Consider the following 19605-nt stretch of genomic DNA (forward strand, 5'->3'; position numbering starts at 1 on the left):
TCCTCGTCCGCCGGAAGGGGCCCGCCTCGTCAGCGGACGAGCACCCATGTCTCGTACAGCGTGTCGTCCGCGGCGGGTCTGGTCGTGTAGTTGTCGTAGACGTCGGCCTGACGGAACCCTGCGTCCAAGGCCGCGCGCCGGACCACCTCGCGCTTGAACGCGTGCAGCCGGTGGGTCGTCCGGTCCACCCGGTGCAGTCCCAGGGCGCCGGTCTGGGTGAACTGCGAGAAGTGGTAGTCGCAGTAGTCGGTGCCGGGCTCGCTGTCGAACCACCAGATGGCGGCCAGGTCACCCAGGTCGACCGCGAGGTCGTTGTCGCTGAACGCTTCCTTGAGCATGTGCCACGACATCAGGTCGAACGTGAACGTGCGGCCGCGCGGCAGCACCCTGGCCACCGCGGCGAACGCCCGTCCGAGAAGGTCCTGTCCCGCCAAGTGGTTCAACGCGCTGCCGGGACACACCACCGCGTCGGCCCGCTGCCGCACCGGCAACTCCGGCAGCTCACCCTGGACGAGCTCCACCTCGTCACCCAGGGCCGCCCGCGCGTGCGCGAGCATCGAGGGCGAGCCGTCGACCCCGGTGACCGAGTAGCCCCGCTCCCTCAGCAAACGCAGGTTCCGCCCCGACCCGCAGCACAGCTCCAGCACGCGCCGCACCGGAGCCGCCTGGTTCCTCCACACCGACTCGAAGAAGTCGACGATCGTGGCCGGTGCGCTCTCGCCGGTCTTGCCGAGGGCCCACTCGGCCAGCCGCAGCGCGCCTTCGTCGTAACCGGCGTAGAGGTCGGCGTGCTCCGCCGGAAGCGGTTGTGCCTGCATCCTGACCGCACTCTCCCGAGGGTTCCGGGCATCCGAACTGACGAGCCAGTGGAGCACGGCGCGACTTCCGCCTGCCACCGGTCATCGGAGCTGTCACCTGATAGGTCGGCTTTTTTCGCGGATCGGGCGTTGACCGGTGACTTGGGGAGATCTCGGCGTACCTGCCCGCGGTCAGCACGACCGAGAACCGCGTGGTCGTCCGGGAACGGTCGTGACTCAGGCAGAACAAGACCACGGCGGTGCCGGAGGCCCCGCACGTTCGACGCGGAACCGGCCACCGTCTCGCCTCAGTCCTGCCGAAGCCGGCGCCGTACTCGGCCGACCCGGTCGACTGGGGCGTCTGCCACCCGATGTACTGCACCACTTACGGGCCTACGCGGGCGGTCCGCGGCTGGACATGCGGCGCGACAACGGAACGACCGGCGGCCGCACGAGCGGGGTTCACCCCTATCCGTAACGCCCCACCCCGCTCGCGACTCTCTTTCGTGTTTCCCGTGTAGTACGCGGGGGCCCTACGTCCCATGTACGGAAACGTAGGGCCCCCGCGTTCCCAAGCCACGTCACGCAGCGCAGGCGGGACCGCCTGGGTGGGTGACGCGCGGGCGGGTGTGTGGCGGGAGAAGGGGACAGAACCTCTGGCGGAGTGCTCAGATCAGGGGGACTTCGCCGCCGTCGAGGACCAGCGTCGCTCCGGTGATCCACTGCGCTCGGTCGGAGGCCAGGTAGGCGACGGTCTCGGCGACGTCGCGCGGGTCGCCGGGACGTCCCAGCGGGATGCCGGACCTGATGTCGTCGAGCGAGATCCCCACCGCGTCGGCCAGGTCCTGGCGGATCGCTTCGCCGCCGGGGGTGACCACGTTGCCGGGCAGGATCGTGGTGACGCGGATCCCGGCAGGGGCGAGCTCGGCGGCGAGCGCCTTGCCGTAGGCGTTGAGGGCGGCCTTGGCGGCGCTGTAGTGGGCCAGCTGCGGCGTGGGGAGGCGCGCCGCGACCGAGGAGATGTTGACGATCGCTCCGCCCTCACGCAGAGCCGGGAGCAGCGCGTTGGTGACCCGGACGGCGGAGAGGTAGTTGAGGTTGACGGAGTCGAGCCACTCCTCGTCGGGGATGGACGACGTGCCGCCGAGGTGAGCGCGGGCCGCACCCGCGTTGTTGACCAGGATGTCGACGCCACCGAGCACGCCGAGCGCCGCCTCGGCGAACGCCCGCACGCCCGTGAGCGTGCTGAGGTCACCTGCGATGAACGTGGCGGCCTTCGGCATCTCGTCGGTGGCCTTGCGTGCCGTGGTCACGACGGTCGCGCCACCGTCGAGCAGCCGCTGCGCGGTGGCCGCGCCGATCCCACGACTGCCTCCCGTCACGACCGCCCGCTTGCCGGCGAACTCGGTGGGATCGGGTGGAGCAAGAGTTTTGAACATACGGTCCAATATAGGCGCGTTCTGGAACGAACGTCCAGTACTGTCGGGACGGACGTCCCGCGGCGTACCGTTGGGGCATGGGCCGACCACGGAAGTTCGACGAGCGCGAGGTGCTGGCGACCGCGCGCCGGGTGTTCAACGAAACCGGCTTCCACGGCACCTCGGTCGACGACCTCTCCCGCGCCACGGGCCTCAGCAAGGGCAGCCTCTACGGCGCCTTCGGCGACAAGGACGCCCTGTTCCAGCGGATCTTCGACGACTACTGCACATCGGCGGGCCAGGACGCCGCTGCCCGCGTCGAAGGCCCGGACGACGAGGCGCTCAACCGCCTCCACGCGTGGCTCCGGGTGCCGGACGGCCACCGGGGAAGCCTCGGCTGCCTGCTCGCCAAGGCCACGGCGGAGCTGGCCTGGGAGAACGAGGCCATCGCCGCCCGCTCCCGCACCACGTACGAGATCCTGCTCGACAGCTGCCGCCGTCTCGTCGAACAGGCGCAGCGCGCCGGGCACGTGGACCCGGCCGCCGACGCCGAGGCGCTGGGCGGGCTGGTCGTCACCACGCATCGCGGCATCGAGGCGCTCGCCAAGGCGGGAGTCGACCCGGCGACGTTGAACCGCATCGCCGACGCCGCGATCGACAGCATCGCGCTCAGGGTGCGCGTGTAGCTCGCTGTGTGCCGCGCCGAGGACGATGCCCCGACGCGGCACGGCGGTCAGTCCTCGATGACGCGGTCCAGCCGGATCGGCAGCTCCCGCTGGCGTTTCCCGGTGGCGTGCCAGACCGCGTTCGCGATGGCCGCGGCGACGGCCACCGTGCCGATCTCGCCCGGCCCCTTCAACCCCAGCGGGTCGTCGGGTTCGTGGTCGTCGACGAAGTCGGCGTCGATGAACGGCACGTCCGCGTTCGCCGCGAAGTGGTAGTCGGCGAAGTCGGCGTTCACGTGCCTGCCGCTGGCCTCGTCGTGCACGATCTCCTCCTGCAGCGCGATGGACAGGCCCATCACCATGCCGCCGGTGAGCTGGCTGCGGACCATCAGCGGGTTCACCACGCGCCCCACCGCGAACCGGCCGACCAGCCTGCGCACCCGCACCTCACCGGTGGCCGGGTCGACGGTGACCTCGGCGAACACGGCGCTGTAGGAGTGCCGTTCGCGATGTGGCCGCGACATGATCTCCTCCGTGGTGTCGGAGGTGACCGACACCGGCAACGCGGGCCCGGACTCGAGCCGCGCGAGCAGGTCCCGTGCGGCCGCGACGATCGCCCAGCCCCACGACGTCGTGCCGAGCGACCCGCCGGACTGCCAGGCCGGGCCGATGGCGCTGTCGCCGATCTTCAGGTGGACGCTGTCCCAGCCGACGCCCAGCGCGTCCGCGGCGATGGCCCGCAACGCCGTTCGCGCGCCCGTACCGATGTCGATCGCGGCGATGGCCACGGTGAACGTGCCGTCCGGCTCGGCCGTGATCGTCGCGGACGACGGGAACGCGGTGGTCAGGAACGACGTGCCGGCCATGCCGGTGCCGACCAGCAGGCGGCCCTGCCTGGTGCGGCGGGGCCGGTGGTCGCGGCCCGCCCAGCCGAACCGCCGCGCGCCCTCGGTCAGGCAGAGCTGGAACCGGCGGCTGGTGAACGGCAGACCGGACACCGGCCCGGTCTCCGGTTCGTTGCGCCGCCGCAGCTCCAGCGGGTCCATCTCCAGCCGCTCCGCCAGCTCGTCCATCGCGGACTCCAGCGCGAAGGACCCCGGCGCGGTGCCCGGCGCGCGCACCGAGGCCACCGGCAGGATGTCGAGCGGCACCACCGAAAGCCTGGTGCGGATCGCGTCGGCGGCGTAGAGGGTCTTGGCGATCTCCACGCAGTTCTCGATGAACTCGGCCTTGCCGGAGATCTCGAACGTGGCCTCGTGGCCGATCGCACGCAGCCTGCCGCCGGCGTCGGCGCCCAGCCGCACACGTTGGTCGGTGCGCGGGCGCGCTGACGTCGTCAGGAAGACCTCTTCCCTGGTCAGGGCAACGCGAACCGGCCGATCCAGCAGCACGGCCGCCATCGTCGCCAGGATCAGCTGCGGCCCGACTCCCGTCTTCGACCCGAACCCCCCACCCACCTGCTCGCACTGGACGCGAACCTCCGGCAGCGGCTTGCCGAACAGCGTCGCGAGCGTGGCCGCGACTCCGTACGGGGCCTGGTTCGAGTCGATCGCGCGCAGGACAACACCTTCCTGCCAGACCGTTGCCGTGTGCGGCTCCATCGCACAGGCGTGCTGTGCGGGCGTCATGTACCTTTCGTCCACCACCACGGCCGACGCAGCCAGTTCCGCCTCCAGATCGCCCTTGTCCGCGTCCGGACCGAACGCCGTCAGCGCAGGTCGGACGGCCTGGTGGTTCGGTCCGAACGCGATGTCGTGCGGCTCCTCCACACAGGACACCCGCAGCAGTTCGGCCCCGGCGCGGGCCTGCTCGGGAGTCTCCGCCACCACGAGCGCGACGGGCTGGCCGCCGTGGCTGACCCGGTCGTCCTGCAACAGCTGCAACTGGCCGTCCGGCCCGAAGAACGGCGAGCCCGTCTCCTTGTTCAGACGCAAGGCGTTGCGGTGGTCGATCACACCGATCACACCGGGCGACGCGAGGGTGGCTCGGTCGTCGATCCCGCTGATGCGGCCCCGTGCGACCGTCGCGGTCACGACCGCGCCGTGGGCGAGCCGCTCGACCTGGACGTCCCCGGCGTAGCGGGCTTTCCCGCTCACCTTGTCCTCGCCCTCGACCCTGGTCCTCGGCGAGCCGATCGACGGGGTGGCGCCCAGGCCGTCGATCACCTGTGGGTGCGTGGTCATCTCGGTCCTCCCCGGTCAGCCGGCGATCTCGGTCAGCACGGACTGGATGAGGTTGCGAGCCAGCGTCACCTTGTAACCGTTGTGCGGCAACGCCCGCGCTGCGGCGAGCTCGGCCTCGGCGGCGGCACGGAACCGTTCGGGGACAGCGGGCCCGCCACGAAGTTCCTCCTCGGCGATCCGCGCCCGCCAGGGATGCGAGGCGACGCCACCCAGTGCGATGCGCACTTCGTGCACCCGGCCCGCCCGCACTTCCAGATCCGCCGCGACGGACACGGTGGCGAAGGCGTAGGACGCACGTTCGCGCACCTTGCGATATCGCGACCGTTCTCCCGCGGTTGCACGGGGAAGCCGCACAGAAGTGATCAGCGCACCGGCTGGAAGCGCCGTCTCGACGTGCGGCGTGTCGCCCACAGGCCGGTAGAACCGCGAAAGCGGGATCTCACCTTCACCGTCCAACGTCTCGTAGTGCACGACCGCGTCGAACAACATGAGCGATACCGCCATGTCCGACGGATTCGTGGCGACGCAGGAAGGTGAGGTGCCGAGAATCGCGTGGTTGTGGTGCACGCCCGCGAGCGCGGCGCAGCCGCTGCCGGGCACCCGCTTGTTGCACGCGGTGGAAAGATCGGCGAAAAAGGCACATCTGGTGCGCTGCAACAGGTTCCCCGCCACCGTGGCCACGTTGCGCAACTGCCCGGAAGCCCCGGCCAGCACCGCCTGGCTCAGCGCCGGATAGCGGCGGCGCACCTCCGGATGGGCGGCGGCGTCGCTGTTCGTCGTCGTCGCCCCGATCACCACGTCGCCGTCGTCGTCTTCACGCACCCCCGCGAGCGGCAGAGAACGCACGTCCACCAACAGGTCCGGTGCCTCCACACCGCGTTTCATCAGATCGACGAGATTCGTGCCGCCGCCCAGAAATCGGCCGTTCTCCTGCTCCGCCACCATGACCAGGGCCTCGCGAACCCCGTTCGCCCTGCTGTACGCGAACTCCTTCACCTCGCCACCTCCGCACGTTCGTCGGCGGCGTCGAGAACAGCACGCACGATCGACGGGTAAGCACCGCAGCGGCACAGGTTCCCGCTCATCCGCTCGCGCACCTCGTCGGCGTCAAGCGGCGGGTGCGGACAGTCGGGGGAGACGTCAGCCGTGACGGCGCTCGGCCACCCCGCCGCGTGCTCAGCCAGCACACCCACCGCCGAGCACAACTGCCCCGGCGTGCAGAACCCGCATTGCAGCCCGTCGAGGCGCACGAACGCTTCCTGCACCGGACGCAGTTCGTCCTTTTCCGCGAGCCCCTCGACTGTCGTGATCTCCGAACCCTGCGCGGCGACGGCGAGCGTCAGGCAGGACACCACACGCCTTCCGTCCACCAGGATCGTGCAGGCGCCGCACTGACCGAAGTCACATCCCTTCTTGGGCCCGGTGTGCCCCGTGTCCTCCCGCAGCGCGTCGAGCAGCGTCCTGCGGTTGTCGACATCGATTCGATGCTCGGCCCCGTTGACTTGTAAAGAAATCGCACCCCGAGTGGCGTCGGTCATCGCCCTCCCTTTCGACTTCCGTGATCGAAGCAGCGGGAAAGGACAGGGGCATGACGGATGCTCCCGAGTTCTTGCCTGATCGTGCTCGGCGCGCGTTCGCCGGAGTCCGGACGGTTTGACCGATTTGACGTTGAGTGACCACGCGGAGACCCCCGGATGGACCCTTGCTTTAGCGTTCAAGAGAGGCGAACCCTGTGTCTGCGCCAGCTGCCTCCGCCGAAAGCGTCGCGACGACCGAAGCCCCATGCGATGTTGATCACGACAGGAGAGCAGATGCGCCGGAGAACGAGCGGTGTCTTGGTCATGGCCATGTCGGCAGTTGCCGCGGTGACGGCCGTGATCGTCGCGAGCCCCGCGTCCGTGCACGCGGTCGACGCGCCGGTGTGCGAGGTCGGCTACCAGGTCGACCAGTGGAACAACGGCTTCGTCGCGCAGGTCAAGCTGACCAACAACGGCGCCCCCGTCAGCAGCTGGGCGCTGACCTGGACGTTCCCCGGTGACCAGCGCGTGACGTCCGGCTGGAGCGCCGACGTGACGCAGTCCGGCAAGGTCGTGACCGCGAAGAACCAGTCGTACAACGGCAACCTGGCCACCGGAGCGTCCGTCCAGTTCGGATTCCAGGGCGCCTACCAGGGCACCAACGAAGCACCGGTGGACTTCGCCCTCAACGGTGTGCGGTGCAACGACACCAACCCGACGACGTCGACTACCACCACCACAACGACGACCACGACGACCACAACGACGACGACGTCACAGCAGCCGCCGCCGAACTGCCCGACTGGCGCGTTCTGCGACGGTTTCGAAAACCAGACGGGCACGACACCGGCAGGGGACTGGTCGTTGACGTTCCCGAACTGCCAAGGGGCGGGCACCGCGACCGTCGACAGTTCGACGGCGTACAGCGGAAGCAAGTCCATCCGGATCGATGGCCGCGCCGGCTACTGCAACCACGTGTTCCTCGGAACCACCAAGGGAATGAACGGCTCGGGCACGTACGCGCGGTTCTACGTGCGACACACCACCGCGCTGCCGGAAGCGCACGTGACGTTCGCGGCGATGAAGGACTCCGCCGACAACGGCAAGGACTTGCGGATGGGCGGCCAGAACCGCGCCCTGCAGTGGAACCGCGAGTCCGACGACGCCACGCTGCCCGAGCAGAGCCCCAACGGGGTCGCCCAGAGCACCCCGCTGGCGCTGAACCAGTGGACCTGCGTGGAGTTCGGCGTCACCGGCTCGGAGCTGCGGACCTGGGTCAACGGCACCGAGGTGCCGGGCTTGGTGGCCGACGGCGTGTCCACGCCCGACGTCGACTCGCAGTGGCTGCGCCGGAGCGGATGGCGGCCCGCGCTGACCGACTTCCGGCTCGGCTGGGAGAGCTACGGCAGCGGTGACGACACGCTGTGGTTCGACGACGTGGTGATCTCGCCTTCGCGGGTCGGTTGCGCCTGATACCTGCTTCGCGCGGCAGGAGCCGGGGCCCGGGGTGCTCAGCGCACTCCGGGCCCCCGCCTGAAAAAGGTCACCGGCGGTTGCGGAAGTGATAGCCGCTGTCACCCCACTGCTCGCCGTGGTTTACTTCTTGTCCAAACGAGCGGTGTTCGAACTATTCGACGTGGTGCGGGGCAAGCATGAACTTCCAGCTGGCGTAGTAGGCTGTCGTGATCCAGGACGGCGCACTTCTGATGGTTCGCAAAAGTACGGAAGATTCCCACAACCCCAACCGGTGGGAGCTTCCCTGATCTCGCTGAGGCAGCCGGGGCTCTTGCTCGTCCGCACGGTGGACAGGGAGCCCACGAGCAACCTGCGGCGCACGGTTTCGATGACGAGTCGCAGGTCTTCGTCGGTCGTGCTCGCGCGGTGCGCCGCTCAGTGCTGGTAACCGCCCACCAGCGGCGAGTGCCGGCTGGTGACTGGCTCGGCCTAGCGCAGCCGCACCTTCCGGCCGACCCACTTCGGAGACGAGATCGACGAGGCGCTGAGATGCGTCGCATCAGGCGTGATCATCGGGTCCGACGATACTGGAGCCGCCTCACCGCGCCGTGGACGCCACCACGATCGCGAACCCGGTCCCGGGGGTGACGGCGAACCTGGCCGAACGATCAGGCGGCGGGCTCCAAACAGGCCGGGGGAAGAATGAACCAGCGCAGTTCCTCGAAATCCCGCGGAAGTCCGGTGGGCCCGTCGGCGATCACGTCGACGTGAGCCGTGAGCTGGCGCCGGGCGTCCTCCAGTTGGCCCGCGAGGACCGTGTCGTCGTCGTGTGAGGACGGCGCGGGCTCAGGGGTGGTCACCGCGGAGCGCAGATCGGGCAGCAGTGAGGGGAGGGACGCTGTGCCGCGGTGCCGCCACAGTCCGGCTCGCGGGTCGAAGGTGTAGTCGGTCAGCAGCCGGTGGCCGTGCCGGGCGACCAGCCGCACGGCCTCGACCAGGTAGTCGCGGACGGCGTCGGAGATGAAGTAGCTGAAGCTGACCCGCACCCAGCCCGGCTTGATGCCGTGACAGCCCGCGGCGGCGTTGCGGTCGTAGGCGCCGGACCGCTCGGGGCCGATGTCGAGCAGGCGATGTCCGTAGGGGCCCGCGCACGAACATCCCCCGCGGGCCTGGATGCCGAACAGGTCGTTGAGCACGGCGACGACGAACTCGTGGTGCAGGAACCGTCGCCCGTGACGGATGCGGAACGACACGATCGACAACCGGGCGGCACGAAGGTCGCCGAGGATCTCGATGCCGGGTTCCTCCTGCCAGGAGGCGAGCGCGTGCTGCCACAGCCGGTCCTCGCGCTCCTGGATCACCTCGGTCCCGACGGCGTTCTTGAGCGCGAACACCAGACCCGCGCGAATGGACTCCACGATCGCGGGAGTGCCGCCTTCCTCCCGCGCCACCGGGTCGTCGAGGTAGCGGTGGCCCTTCGGGTGGACGAAGCTCACGGTGCCACCGCCCGGCGCCGTGGGCACGCTGTTGGTGACCAGCTCGCGGCGCACCACCAGCACGCCGGGCGTCTGCGGGCCACCGACGAACTTGTGCGGTGACAGGAAAACGGCGTCCTTGTGGTCACCGCGTCCCGGCGCGCTCTCCTGCACCCGGATCGGTACGTGCGGTCCGGCGGCAGCATAGTCCCAAAAGGACAGTGCGCCGTGTTCGTGCAGCAGCGCGGCGATGCTGTCGGTGTCGGTCAGGACGCCGGTGACGTTGGACGCGGCGGAGAAGCTGCCGATCAGCGGGCGGCCGGCGTGGCGGACGAGCTGCCCGCGCAGCTCGGTGATGTCGATCTGCCCGCGGTCGTCCTCTCCGATGGCCACGACATCCGCGACGGACTCGCGCCACGGCAATTCGTTGGAATGGTGTTCGTAGGGCCCGACGAACACGACCGGTCGTTCGTCTCGCGGAATTCGATCTTCCAGCGAGTGCTTGTCGTTCAGGCCCGCGGGAACCCTGATCTCCAGAATTCCGATCAGCTTGCTCACCGCGGCGGTCGCGCCGGAGCCGCAGAAGATCACGAGGTCGTCCTCGGTGCCACCGACCGAGTCGCGGATGAGCTGCCTGGACTGTTCCCGCAGCCGCGTGGTGTACCGGCCGGTGCCCGAGCTTTCGCTGTGGGTGTTGGCGTAGCGGGGCAGTACCCGCGCACGGACGAAGTCCTCGATGAAGTCGAGCGCCCGGCCCGACGCGGTGTAGTCGGCGTAGACGATCTTCCGCCGCCCGTACGGGCCGTCGAGCACCTCGTCGTCGCCGATGAGCCCGCGGCGGATGCGGTCCAGCAGCGGCACGTCGAGCGGGGCGGTGGTCTCACCTTCCATTTTCCCAGTATGTGTCCGGAATAGTGGTGCGGTGACGGCCGATCGGCGTAGCCCTCCATTTGAGACGGAAACTATTCTTCTTGGTGTGGAACGAAAAAGTGGATGTTGCCGATGATTGCGGCGAATTGAGCGGAGATGGCCGTGGTGCGGGGGACAGCCACCCGTGGCAGGCCGTCATCGGCTGGTGGCCGTCCAGGCTCAGCCGCGCGCCTGAGCCGGCAGCGGAGCCAGCTGGTTCTCCTCCTGCCGCGTGGCGGATGACCGGCGCGGCCTGAGACTCAGGGTGAACAGCAGGGCGGCCGCGGCACTGCCGGTCATGACCACCGCGGTGGCGGTGCTGTCGTTGCCGAGCACACCCACCACGGGGGCGATGGCGGAACCCAGCCCGAACCGGATCGCTCCGAGCACCGATGCCGCGGTGCCGGCGGCCTGGCCGTGCTGCGAGAGCGCCAGCGCTGTGGCGTTCGGCGTGACGAGCGCGATGCTGCCGATCACGATGGCCAGCGGGACGAGGAAACCGGTCAACGACGTCGATGTCGTCGTGGCGAAGACCAGCACACCGGCGGTGGTGGTCGCGATGGCGGTCGCGGCGACCATGACCTGGAGAGGTGTGAAACGGCGCAGCAGCAGGGGATTGAGCTGCGTACCGCCGACGAGTGCGACGGCACCGAGGCCGAACATCAGACCGAACTCGCTCTCGTCCAGGCCGTACTGGTGCTGCAGCACGAACGGCGCGCCGGAGATGTAAGCGAAGACCGACCCGAAGGCGAGCCCGGACACCAGCGTCAGCACGACGAACTCACGGTCCCGCAGAACGGTCAGAAACCCTTGCAGCGCAGGGCGAAGCGCGTGGGCGGCGCGACGCCGCGGAGGCAACGTCTCCGGCACCGCGAACACCGCTACCGCCACCAGTGCCGCTCCGATGAGTGCCAACGCGCCGAACACCCAGCGCCAGGACCCGGCGAGCAGCACCGCGCTGCCGAGCGACGGGGCGAGGATGGGCGCGACACCCGTCACCAGCATCAGGTGGGAGATCATCGTCGCCGCCCTGCGTCCGTCGTGCAGGTCGCGAACCACCGCCATCGCCACCACCGTCGTCGCCGCGGCGCCGATGCCTTGCAGCACACGGAGAACCGTGAGCGTCGTGATGTCGCTGGTGAACGCGCACAGCACGGACGTGAGCACGTGCAGGAGGGTGCCCAGGACCAGCGGCAGCCGCCTGCCGACGGCGTCGGAGTACGGGCCCACGAGCAGCTGCCCGAGCCCGAGGCCCAGCAGGCTGCCGGTCAGCGTCAGCTGGACCGACGGTGCCGTGGTGCCGAGGTCCGTGACGATCGAGGGCAGTGCCGGCAGGTACATGTCGATCGTGAGCGGCCCCAGGCCGACCATCGCACCGAGGGCGATGACCAACCGCGTGCTGGAGCGCTGGTCCGGTCGCGTGATGGTCATCGTTCGTCCTTTCGTGACGGCGGCGGACACCGGGTCCGCCGCCGTGCGATGGGCATGCCGAAGACACCCGTGAATTGGTGGGTGTTCCAGAAAATGGGGAGGGGAAAGCGTTTCCGCGTTACAGGGCGACGACGACGGCCTTCGACTGGGTGTAGGCGTCGAGGACCTCCAGACCGCCTTCACGGCCGAGACCGGACTGCTTGTAGCCGCCGAAGGGGAGGCTGCCGGTGCTCATCTCGCCCCACGTGTTCACCCAGACCGTGCCCGCCTGGACCGCCGCCGCCACGCGGTGCGCGGTGCTGAGGTCGGTCGTCCAGATCGAGGCGGCCAGGCCGTACTCGGTGTCGTTGGCCTTGGCGATCGCGTCGTCGACGTCGGTGAAGGTCATCAACGCGCCGACCGGCCCGAAGATCTCCTCCCGCACGACGCGCATGTCCGGGTGCACGTCGTCGAGCAGCGTCGGCGCGATGAAGTAGCCGTGGTCGCCGTAGCGGGTACCGCCGGTGACGACGTTCGCGCCCTCCCGGACGGCGAGCTCCAGGTACGAGCTGACCCGGTCGAACTGGGCCTTGGTCGACAGCGGGCCCACGACCGTGCCGGACGACAGCGAGTCCGCCGGGGTGAACACGGTGGTCATCGCCTTCTTCAGCAGCGCGGTGAACTCCTCGCGGACGCTCTCCTGCACGAGGATGCGCGTCGTCGACACGCAGGCTTGCCCCGCGTTGCCGAGGAACCCGGCGGCGACGCCGCGGGCGGCCTGTTCGAGGTTCGCGTCGGCGAACACGACCGACGGCGACTTGCCGCCCAGTTCGAGGGTCACGTGCTTGAGCGTCTCGGTGGCCGTCCTCTGCACGTGCTTGCCGGTGGCGGTGGAACCGGTGAACGCGATCTTGGTGACGTCCGGGTGCGCCACCAGCGCCTGGCCCGCCTCGTCACCTCGTCCGGTCACCACGTTGACCACACCCTCCGGCAGGTCGGTGTAGGAGAGCAGCTCGGCCAGGCGCAGCGTGCTCAGCGACGCCGTCTCCGCCGGCTTGAGCACGACGGTGTTGCCCGCGGCGAGCGCCGGGGCGAGCTTGCCGGGCAGCTGGCCCATCGGGCCGTTCCAGCCCCAGATGATCCCGACGACGCCCAGCGGCTCCCTGCGGGTGTAGGCGAGCCGGTTGTCGCGGGTGGGGACCTGCGTGCCGAAGAGCTTGGTGGGCCAGCCCGCGTAGTAGCGGAAGATCTCGCTCGCCTCGGCCAGCATGTTCCGGGTGATCATGCGCGGCGCGCCCATGTTCACCGAGTCGATCGTCGCGAGCTCCTCGGCGTGCTGCTCGATGACGTCGGCGATCTGGTGGAGGACGCGGCCCCTGCGGTCCGGCGTCATCGCGGCCCAGGCCGGGTCGGCGAACGCCTTCTTCGCCGCCCGCACCGCCGCGTCGACGTCGGCGGCGTCGCCGCGGGGAACGGTCGCGAGGGGCTCCTCGGTGACCGGGTCGGTGTTGGACAGGGTCAGGCCGGACGACGCGGCCACCCACGTGCCGCCGATCCACATCCGCCGGTCGCCGGAGAGCACGAACCCGGGCACGTCACGACGGGCCTCCTCGGCGATCGGCGGGGTGGTGGCGACTGCGTCCAGCGGCTGAACACTCATGTCTCGTCTTCTCTCGTTCTCGGGGGTGTGGCCACTGCCCGAAGCAAACGGACAGCCTCTCCACAAAGTAGTGGAGAGGCTGTCCGTTTGCAAGAAGACTCGCGTATGTCCGCCTCTACCTGCGAAGACCGTCGAACAGCACCTGGACCATCGAGGTCTTGGAGGACGGGTCCTCCCGCACCCGCTCCAGGGCGACGACGGCGTCGAGAACCTGGCCGAGGGACACGTCGTCCCGCACCTGGCCGCTCTTCGCGGCGGCGTCGAAGAGGGGCTGCGCCGCGGCGACCACACGTGCCCGGCTTTCGTTGAGCACGGCGCTGTCGCCGCCGGAGTCCTCCAGGAGCAACATCGCGAGCGGCCCCTTGCGCGCCCCGGCGGCGTGGAAGCGTCCGAGCCACGAGAACAGCGCCTCACCGGCCGTGTCGCCACCGGCCGCCGTCGCCGAGGCGCAGATGTCGTCGACCTGCGAGCGGTACAGCTCCTCGACCAGCTCCGGCCTGCCGGGGAAGTTGCGGTAGAGGGTGGCCATGCCGACCCCGGCGCGCCGGGAGATCTCCGCCATCGACGGGAGGTCACCGGTCTCCGCGAGCGCCTCGCGGGCGACGTCGAGGATCTTGGCGCGGTTCCGCCTGGCGTCGACCCGCTTGCCGGTCGCGAGCTCTTCGGTCATGTGCGCGCCCTCTTCCGGTCGACCTGCGGTGCGGGCTCCCAGCTTACCGGACAGGGTGTTCGTTTAATGGGCGGCCTGGGTCTGGCCATGGCTTCAGTGTTGATCGAAGTGAGCACTTCACGGCGTGAGCTGCGACCGGATCAGGTGTTCCACGATGCCGTCGAGACTGGCCGGGATCTCCCGTCCGGCACTGAGATACCGGCGTACCGCGGCATAGGGCAGGTCGACCGCGACGAGAAGAATCTCGGCGGTGCTGCGCCCGGTCACCCGCTTGAGGCCGGTCACCAGCCCGCGGACGTGCTCGTCCCAGCGCGCCTGCTCGGCCTCTCGCCGGGTTCGGCTCTCCTCGGGCCAGGACGCGGGTTCGAAGGAGCCGAGACCGGCCAGCAGCACCCGTGCGTTCTCCGGCTGGGCGCGGCACCAGGACACCGTCCGGCTGCCGAGGGTGGCCGCGGCGGCCACGGGTTCGCCGGAGAAGAGGTCGTACAGCTCGGCGTGGAAGCTCTCGGCCGCCCGGTTCCAGACCGCGGCGAGCAGTGCCGCTCGGGTGGGGAACCGGTGGTAGACGGAGCCGCTGGACACGCCCGCCTCCCGGATCACGCCCGCGACGGTGATCCCGTCGGCGCTTCCGGTGGCGGCGAGCAGCCGGACCGCCGCGTCGAGCATCGCTGACGTGTCGTGGACGAGGCGCGGCATGGGTTGAAAGATACGGCAGCCGCTCTCTAGAGTGCGTTCTCTAGAGAGCAGCGTCTAATAGTGGGGGATACCGTGCGAAGCCTCATCCTCAACGGTCCGGGGGACCTCGGCTGGCAGGACCGGCCGGAGCCCCGGCTGTCCGCCCCGACGGACGCCCTCGTGCGGCCGATCGCGTCCGCCGCCTGCGACCTCGACCGCAGGCTGGTCAGCTCGCCCGCTCCGTTCGAGACGCCGTTCGCCCTCGGCCACGAGGCGGTCGGCGTCATCGTCGACCCCGGCGACGACTCGCCGTTCCAGGTGGGTCAGCGGGTGGTCGTGCCGTGGCACATCAGTTGTGGCACCTGCGAGAACTGCCGGCGCGACCTGCCGGGCTCGTGCGCGTCGGTGCCGCCTCTGGCCTCCTTCGGCACGAGCATCGGGGGCCACTGGGGCGGGTTGTTCGACGAACTGGTCCGCGTTCCCTGGGCCCGGTACAACCTCACGCCCCTACCGGAAGGCGTCGATCCGTTCCTGGCCGCGTCGGCCGCCGACAACCTCACCGACGCCTTCCAGGCCGTCCGGCCGACGCTCGCCGCCCAGCCGGACGCCGAGGTCCTCGTGGTCGGGGGAACGGCAAGCCTCGGCCTGCTCGCGGTGCTGAGCGCCATCGCGCTGGGCGCGCCGAAGGTCACCTACCTCGACGTCGACGAAGGGCGACGGGCCAAGGCCGCTGCGGCGGGCGCGAACGTCGTCGCCGCGGACACCTATCCCGACCGGCTCGACGGCCGGTTCGACCTCGTCGTGGACGCCTCCGCCGCGACCGCGGGCTTCCGGTGCGCCGTGCTCTCCACCCGGCCGGGCGGCACGTGCGTCGTCCGGTCCGTCTACTTCGGCGAACCGCGGCTTCCGTACTTCTCCTTGTACGCGACGGGCATCAACCTCGTCATGGGGCCACCGCACGCCGGTCCGCACGTTTCCGCTGTGCTGCGGCACATCGGGAACGGGACGCTGGACCCGTCTCCGGTCCTGGCCGGTCCGTTCGACCACGACGACGCCGTCGAGGTGCTGCTGGACCCACCGGCGGTCAAACCGGTCTTCGTCCGGAGCGAGCGCGGCGGTTCCTGATGTGATGCGGACACGCTTGTTCATGTCGTGGAAACCAACGCGACGGCGGTGCGACCTACTGTCTGGACATCTTCGACGAGATTGATCCATTCATCGGCACGGCTGCCACCTCACTGCCAGCGGCGCAGGGGCTGGCGGCCACCTGGTGGTGGCCGAAAGCGCAGGTCGGCAACACGCACCCCGGCGCGACGTCCCCGCTGGGCATGGTGTCCGCCTGCGCCTACTCCGGTGCCTACCCGACCGGGTACGGCCTCTACATGAAGAACACCGAGGGGCAGCCCGAGGAGTTGTTCGACCGGATGCAGGCGTCCGGTTTCACGCACTTCCAGCAGTCCGGCACGGGTGCGATCCGCAAGTACTACAACTACGTGCGGGTGACCCCGATGGTGCAGCCGCTGGACGTCCTGGGCCAGGCGTGGCCGCTGCACGACGAGACGGCGGAGGCGGGCTACTACGCGGCCACCCTCGACACCGGCATCCGTTGTGAGGTCACCGTCGGCGCCAAGGTCGCCGTCCACCGGTACGTCTTCCCCGAGCACCGCAGTGCCCGGCTCGTCGTAGACCTGTCGTGCGGCGGGCTCGCCATCGACCTCGGCCGCACGGTGCCGTTGCGGGCGCACGTGGAAAGTCTCGGCAACGGCCGGGCCCAGGGCACGGTGGTGGTCGAAGGCGTGCCGCTGTCGGTGTACATCAGGGTCGACAGCCCCGGCTGGCGGCAGATGCTGTGGCACGACCGGCGGTTGATCGAGGGCGGCACGCGGCTCGACTTCGACCGCATCAGGCAGACCACGTTGCGCCCCTTCGGGATGCTCTACATGGGGCCCACGACGGCGGGGCAGAGCGTCGAGATCCAGATCGGGTTCTCACTGCGCGGTTGTGAGCAGGCCAAGGAGAACCTCTACCGCGAATGCGGCGACGAGGCGCAGTCGTTCGACGTGGTGCGGGCGCGGACCGGGGACCGGTGGCGCGACCACGTGGGGCGGGTGGAGGTCGAGGGCGGGTCACCGGCCAGGCGGCAGGTGTTCGCGACGGCCCTGTACCACTCGCTGGTCAAGCCGTGCTTCGCCGACGACGAGAGCCCGTTCTGGCCGTCCTCCGGGCCTTTCGTGTTCGACATCTGCACGATGTGGGACATCTACAAGACCCAGCTGCCGCTGCTCATGGCGCTCTGCCCGGACCGGGCGGTCGACCTGCTGGAGTCGCTGATCCGGGTCTGCGAGGAGGAGGGCAACTTCCCGATCGGCTACCGGATGGCCCGCGGCGCGGACAGGTTCTTCCGGCAGGCCAGCGCGTTGGTCCACACCGCGCTGGCCGACGTGCACGCCCTCGGGCTCGGCGACCTGGACTGGGCCTGGGCGCTGGTGCACATGTACGACGACCTGCGCCGGATGTACGGCGAGGACTTCTACGAGCACGGCGTCGTGCACCCGATCTCGCACACCCTCGACCTCGCTTACGCCTGTCACTGCACCGCCGGTGTGGCCAGGGCGCTGAACGACGTCCAGCTCGCCGACGACCTCGACGCGCGCAGCCACCTGTGGTCCAACGCGTTCGACCCGGACACCGGTCTGCTCGTCGACTCGTCGTTCTACGAGGGCGGCAAGTGGAACTACTCGTTCCGGCTGCTGCACGACATGGCCGCGCGGATCGCGATGGTCGGCGGGAACGAGGCTTTCGTCGGCACGCTCGACGCGTTCTTCGGCTACGGCGCCCCACCCGTGACGCAGCCGGGGAAGCGGCCGAGCGCCGCGGAGATGGCGGCCGGCTACCTGCTGAACCGGTTCGAGGGGCTGAACAACGAGCCGGACATGGAAGCGCCGTGGTCCTACCACTACGCGGGCAGGCCCGACCGCACGGCCGAGGTCGTGCACGCGGCGCTGACGTGGCAGTTCGGCACCGGCCGCGGCGGCCTGCCGGGCAACGACGACTCGGGCGGGCTGAGCTCGTGGTACGTGTGGGCCTCGCTCGGTCTCTTCCCGGTCGCCGGGCAGAACCTGTTCCTCGTCAACGCGCCCGCCTTCAGCCGCGCCACGCTGCACCTCGGTGACCGCGACTTCGTCATCGAGACGCGGGGACACCGCGAGACGTCCATCAGCTCCGACGGGCTGGACGCGGACCCGCCACCGCAGTACGTGCGGTCGGCCCGGCTGAACGGCACACCGCTGGAGGCGGCGCACCTGCGCGCGACCGACCTCCACGCGGGCGGGCAGCTGCTGCTCGAGCTCGGCCCGCGTCCCTCGGACTGGGGCCAGAAGATCCTTCCGCCGTCGGTGTCCGACCCGTTCCGAAAGGGGGCTCGCCCATGAGCAGGCCACACCGCCGTCTGGTCATCGTGGTCAGGGCCGACCCGGTCATCTGCGGTCACTCGGGAGAAGCCCGCAACCTGGCGGAGGTCGCGCTCACCCGCGGCTTCGACGACGTCCGGCTGCTGACGTGGCCGATCCCCGTGCTGCAGGCGGCGGGACTGCCGCTCAAGCCGCTGGACCGCATCCTGCCCTACAGCGCGGGCATCACCGTGGAACGGCCGGAGCCGGTCGGCGACTACCGCGTGCCCGACGGCCGTCACCTGGCCGGGCTGACCGGACGCCTGGTCGAGCTGCTCGCCGAACCGGTCCCGACCACGTGCGTGTCGATGTACCTCGCGCCGCACGATGCCGTGGTGCGTGACGCCGTCGACGCGGCACGCGCGGCCGGCTACGCGCCCGACGTCCACACCATCGCGAAGGCGGTCGGTTCGGACGTCACCAACGTGATCCGCTCGTGCCTGCGAGACGGACGGTTCGGTGCCGCGGTGGTCCTGTTCACCCGGTTCCTCGCCAACGACCAGGTGATCGCGGTGTCGGAGTACACCAAGCAGGAGATCATCGCCTGCGCGGAGGCCGTCGACGCGCACTGCGGCACCCGGTTCGCCCGCCAGTGCGTGCGCCGGATCTCGGTCAGCTACCCGCCGATCGACACCTCGGCCTACCTCGACCTCGACCCGGCGGCCGTGGACGCCGCACTGGCGCGACGCGGCCTGGAACGCGACGGGTACGTGCTGTTCCTGTCCCGGGTGACACGGGCCAAGGGCATCTACGACCTCGTGGAGGCGTTCGCCCGGTGTCAGGCGCGGTCACGGGTGAAGCTCGTGATCGCGGGCAACGGGCCCGAGCTGGAGCACCTCCGTGCGATCACCCGCGACGACGACCGGGTCCTCTTCCTCACCGACGTGGAGGACGAGGAGAAGCCGTTGCTGATGAACGGCTGTGCCGTCTACGCGCTGCCGACCAAGCCCGAACCGGAGTTCGTCGAGACCTTCGGCATCGCGCTGACCGAGAAGATGCTCGCGGGCGGCGGGCCGGTGATCACGACCACCACCGGGGGCGTCGGCGAGGCGGTGGGGGACACGGCCATCCTCGTGGAAGCCGGGAACGCCACCCACATCGCCGCCGCGATCGACCGCGTGGTGCTCGCCATGCCGGCGGGGGAGCGGCGGCTCATGGCGGACCGGGCACGCGAGCACGCGCTGGCCTTCGACCGGGTCCAGGTGTTCGACAGCCTCTTCTCCCCACCCGTTCCCCCCGTGGCCCTGACCGGATGACGCCGGGACCGGCCTGAGGGTCTCGAAACGCCTGCGGGGTGCGGTCCTCGCCTTGTACGGTCGGGC

15 protein-coding genes are annotated in these 19605 nt (G+C 70.0%); 5 read left to right on the forward strand and 10 right to left on the reverse strand.

The window, feature by feature from the left end:
• Window positions 1–29: 29 nt before the first annotated feature.
• Together BLT23_RS03010 and BLT23_RS03015 are read right to left on the reverse strand one after the other, a co-directional pair.
• Entirely contained in the window at window positions 30–818 is a 789-nt protein-coding gene (locus tag BLT23_RS03010) for a class I SAM-dependent DNA methyltransferase (protein ID WP_090045292.1), read from the reverse strand.
• 647 nt (window positions 819–1465) lie between these two features.
• Window positions 1466–2236: an SDR family oxidoreductase gene (locus BLT23_RS03015; protein WP_090045294.1), complete on the reverse strand. Its 771-nt coding sequence runs from the start codon at window positions 2234–2236 to the stop codon at window positions 1466–1468.
• A 77-nt stretch (window positions 2237–2313) separates the two neighbouring features.
• Here BLT23_RS03015 and BLT23_RS03020 point away from each other — a divergent pair, with 77 nt between their 5' ends.
• A complete protein-coding gene (locus BLT23_RS03020) occupies window positions 2314–2901 on the forward strand; it encodes a TetR/AcrR family transcriptional regulator (RefSeq protein ID WP_090045296.1) in 588 nt (195 codons plus the stop codon).
• 47 nt (window positions 2902–2948) lie between these two features.
• Here BLT23_RS03020 and BLT23_RS03025 read toward each other — a convergent pair whose 3' ends face one another.
• From BLT23_RS03025 to BLT23_RS03035, 3 genes are read right to left on the reverse strand one after another with little or no spacing between them, the layout of a single operon-like run.
• Entirely contained in the window at window positions 2949–5063 is a 2115-nt protein-coding gene (locus BLT23_RS03025; protein ID WP_090045298.1) for a xanthine dehydrogenase family protein molybdopterin-binding subunit, read from the reverse strand.
• A 15-nt stretch (window positions 5064–5078) separates the two neighbouring features.
• Window positions 5079–6059, reverse strand: a complete 981-nt coding sequence (locus BLT23_RS03030) for an FAD binding domain-containing protein (RefSeq protein ID WP_090045300.1) — start codon at window positions 6057–6059, stop codon at window positions 5079–5081.
• Window positions 6056–6601 (reverse strand): (2Fe-2S)-binding protein, encoded by a 546-nt coding sequence (locus tag BLT23_RS03035; protein ID WP_090045303.1) that lies wholly within the window; start codon window positions 6599–6601, stop codon window positions 6056–6058. The genes BLT23_RS03030 and BLT23_RS03035 overlap by 4 nt, the downstream gene beginning before the upstream one ends.
• A 309-nt stretch (window positions 6602–6910) precedes the next feature.
• Between BLT23_RS03035 and BLT23_RS03040 the strand changes: the two genes are divergently transcribed.
• Window positions 6911–8053, forward strand: coding sequence for a cellulose-binding domain-containing protein (locus tag BLT23_RS03040; RefSeq protein WP_245743499.1), 1143 nt, complete (start codon window positions 6911–6913; stop codon window positions 8051–8053).
• A gap of 650 nt (window positions 8054–8703) precedes the next feature.
• On the opposite strand, the gene BLT23_RS03045 is transcribed toward BLT23_RS03040, so the two are convergent.
• From BLT23_RS03045 to BLT23_RS03065, 5 genes are all read right to left on the reverse strand, one after another.
• Entirely contained in the window at window positions 8704–10401 is a 1698-nt protein-coding gene (locus BLT23_RS03045; protein ID WP_090045309.1) for an aminotransferase class V-fold PLP-dependent enzyme, read from the reverse strand.
• A 198-nt stretch (window positions 10402–10599) separates the two neighbouring features.
• Window positions 10600–11850 carry a multidrug effflux MFS transporter gene (locus tag BLT23_RS03050; RefSeq protein ID WP_090045311.1) on the reverse strand — a complete coding sequence of 417 codons (1251 nt, stop codon included), beginning with the start codon at window positions 11848–11850 and terminating at the stop codon, window positions 10600–10602.
• Between the two features lie 118 nt (window positions 11851–11968).
• A complete protein-coding gene (locus tag BLT23_RS03055; RefSeq protein ID WP_218133608.1) occupies window positions 11969–13489 on the reverse strand; it encodes an aldehyde dehydrogenase family protein in 1521 nt (506 codons plus the stop codon).
• Between the two features lie 115 nt (window positions 13490–13604).
• Window positions 13605–14159, reverse strand: coding sequence for a TetR/AcrR family transcriptional regulator (locus BLT23_RS03060; protein ID WP_090045314.1), 555 nt, complete (start codon window positions 14157–14159; stop codon window positions 13605–13607).
• 117 nt (window positions 14160–14276) lie between these two features.
• Window positions 14277–14855 (reverse strand): TetR/AcrR family transcriptional regulator, encoded by a 579-nt coding sequence (locus BLT23_RS03065; RefSeq protein ID WP_090045317.1) that lies wholly within the window; start codon window positions 14853–14855, stop codon window positions 14277–14279.
• Between the two features lie 72 nt (window positions 14856–14927).
• Between BLT23_RS03065 and BLT23_RS03070 the strand changes: the two genes are divergently transcribed.
• The 3 genes from BLT23_RS03070 (at window position 14928) to BLT23_RS03080 (ending at window position 19539) form a co-directional block, all read left to right on the forward strand.
• Window positions 14928–15959, forward strand: a complete 1032-nt coding sequence (locus BLT23_RS03070; RefSeq protein ID WP_143035796.1) for a zinc-dependent alcohol dehydrogenase — start codon at window positions 14928–14930, stop codon at window positions 15957–15959.
• A 92-nt stretch (window positions 15960–16051) separates the two neighbouring features.
• A complete protein-coding gene (locus BLT23_RS03075) occupies window positions 16052–18265 on the forward strand; it encodes a glycoside hydrolase domain-containing protein (RefSeq protein ID WP_281248816.1) in 2214 nt (737 codons plus the stop codon).
• The gene (locus BLT23_RS03080; RefSeq protein WP_090045325.1) at window positions 18262–19539 is read left to right on the forward strand and encodes a glycosyltransferase; all 1278 of its coding nucleotides are present in this window, start codon (window positions 18262–18264) and stop codon (window positions 19537–19539) included. The genes BLT23_RS03075 and BLT23_RS03080 overlap by 4 nt, the downstream gene beginning before the upstream one ends.
• Window positions 19540–19605: the final 66 nt, after the last annotated feature.

The organism is Lentzea fradiae (assembly GCF_900100955.1).
GTDB classification, from domain to species: Bacteria; Actinomycetota; Actinomycetes; order Mycobacteriales; family Pseudonocardiaceae; genus Lentzea; species Lentzea fradiae.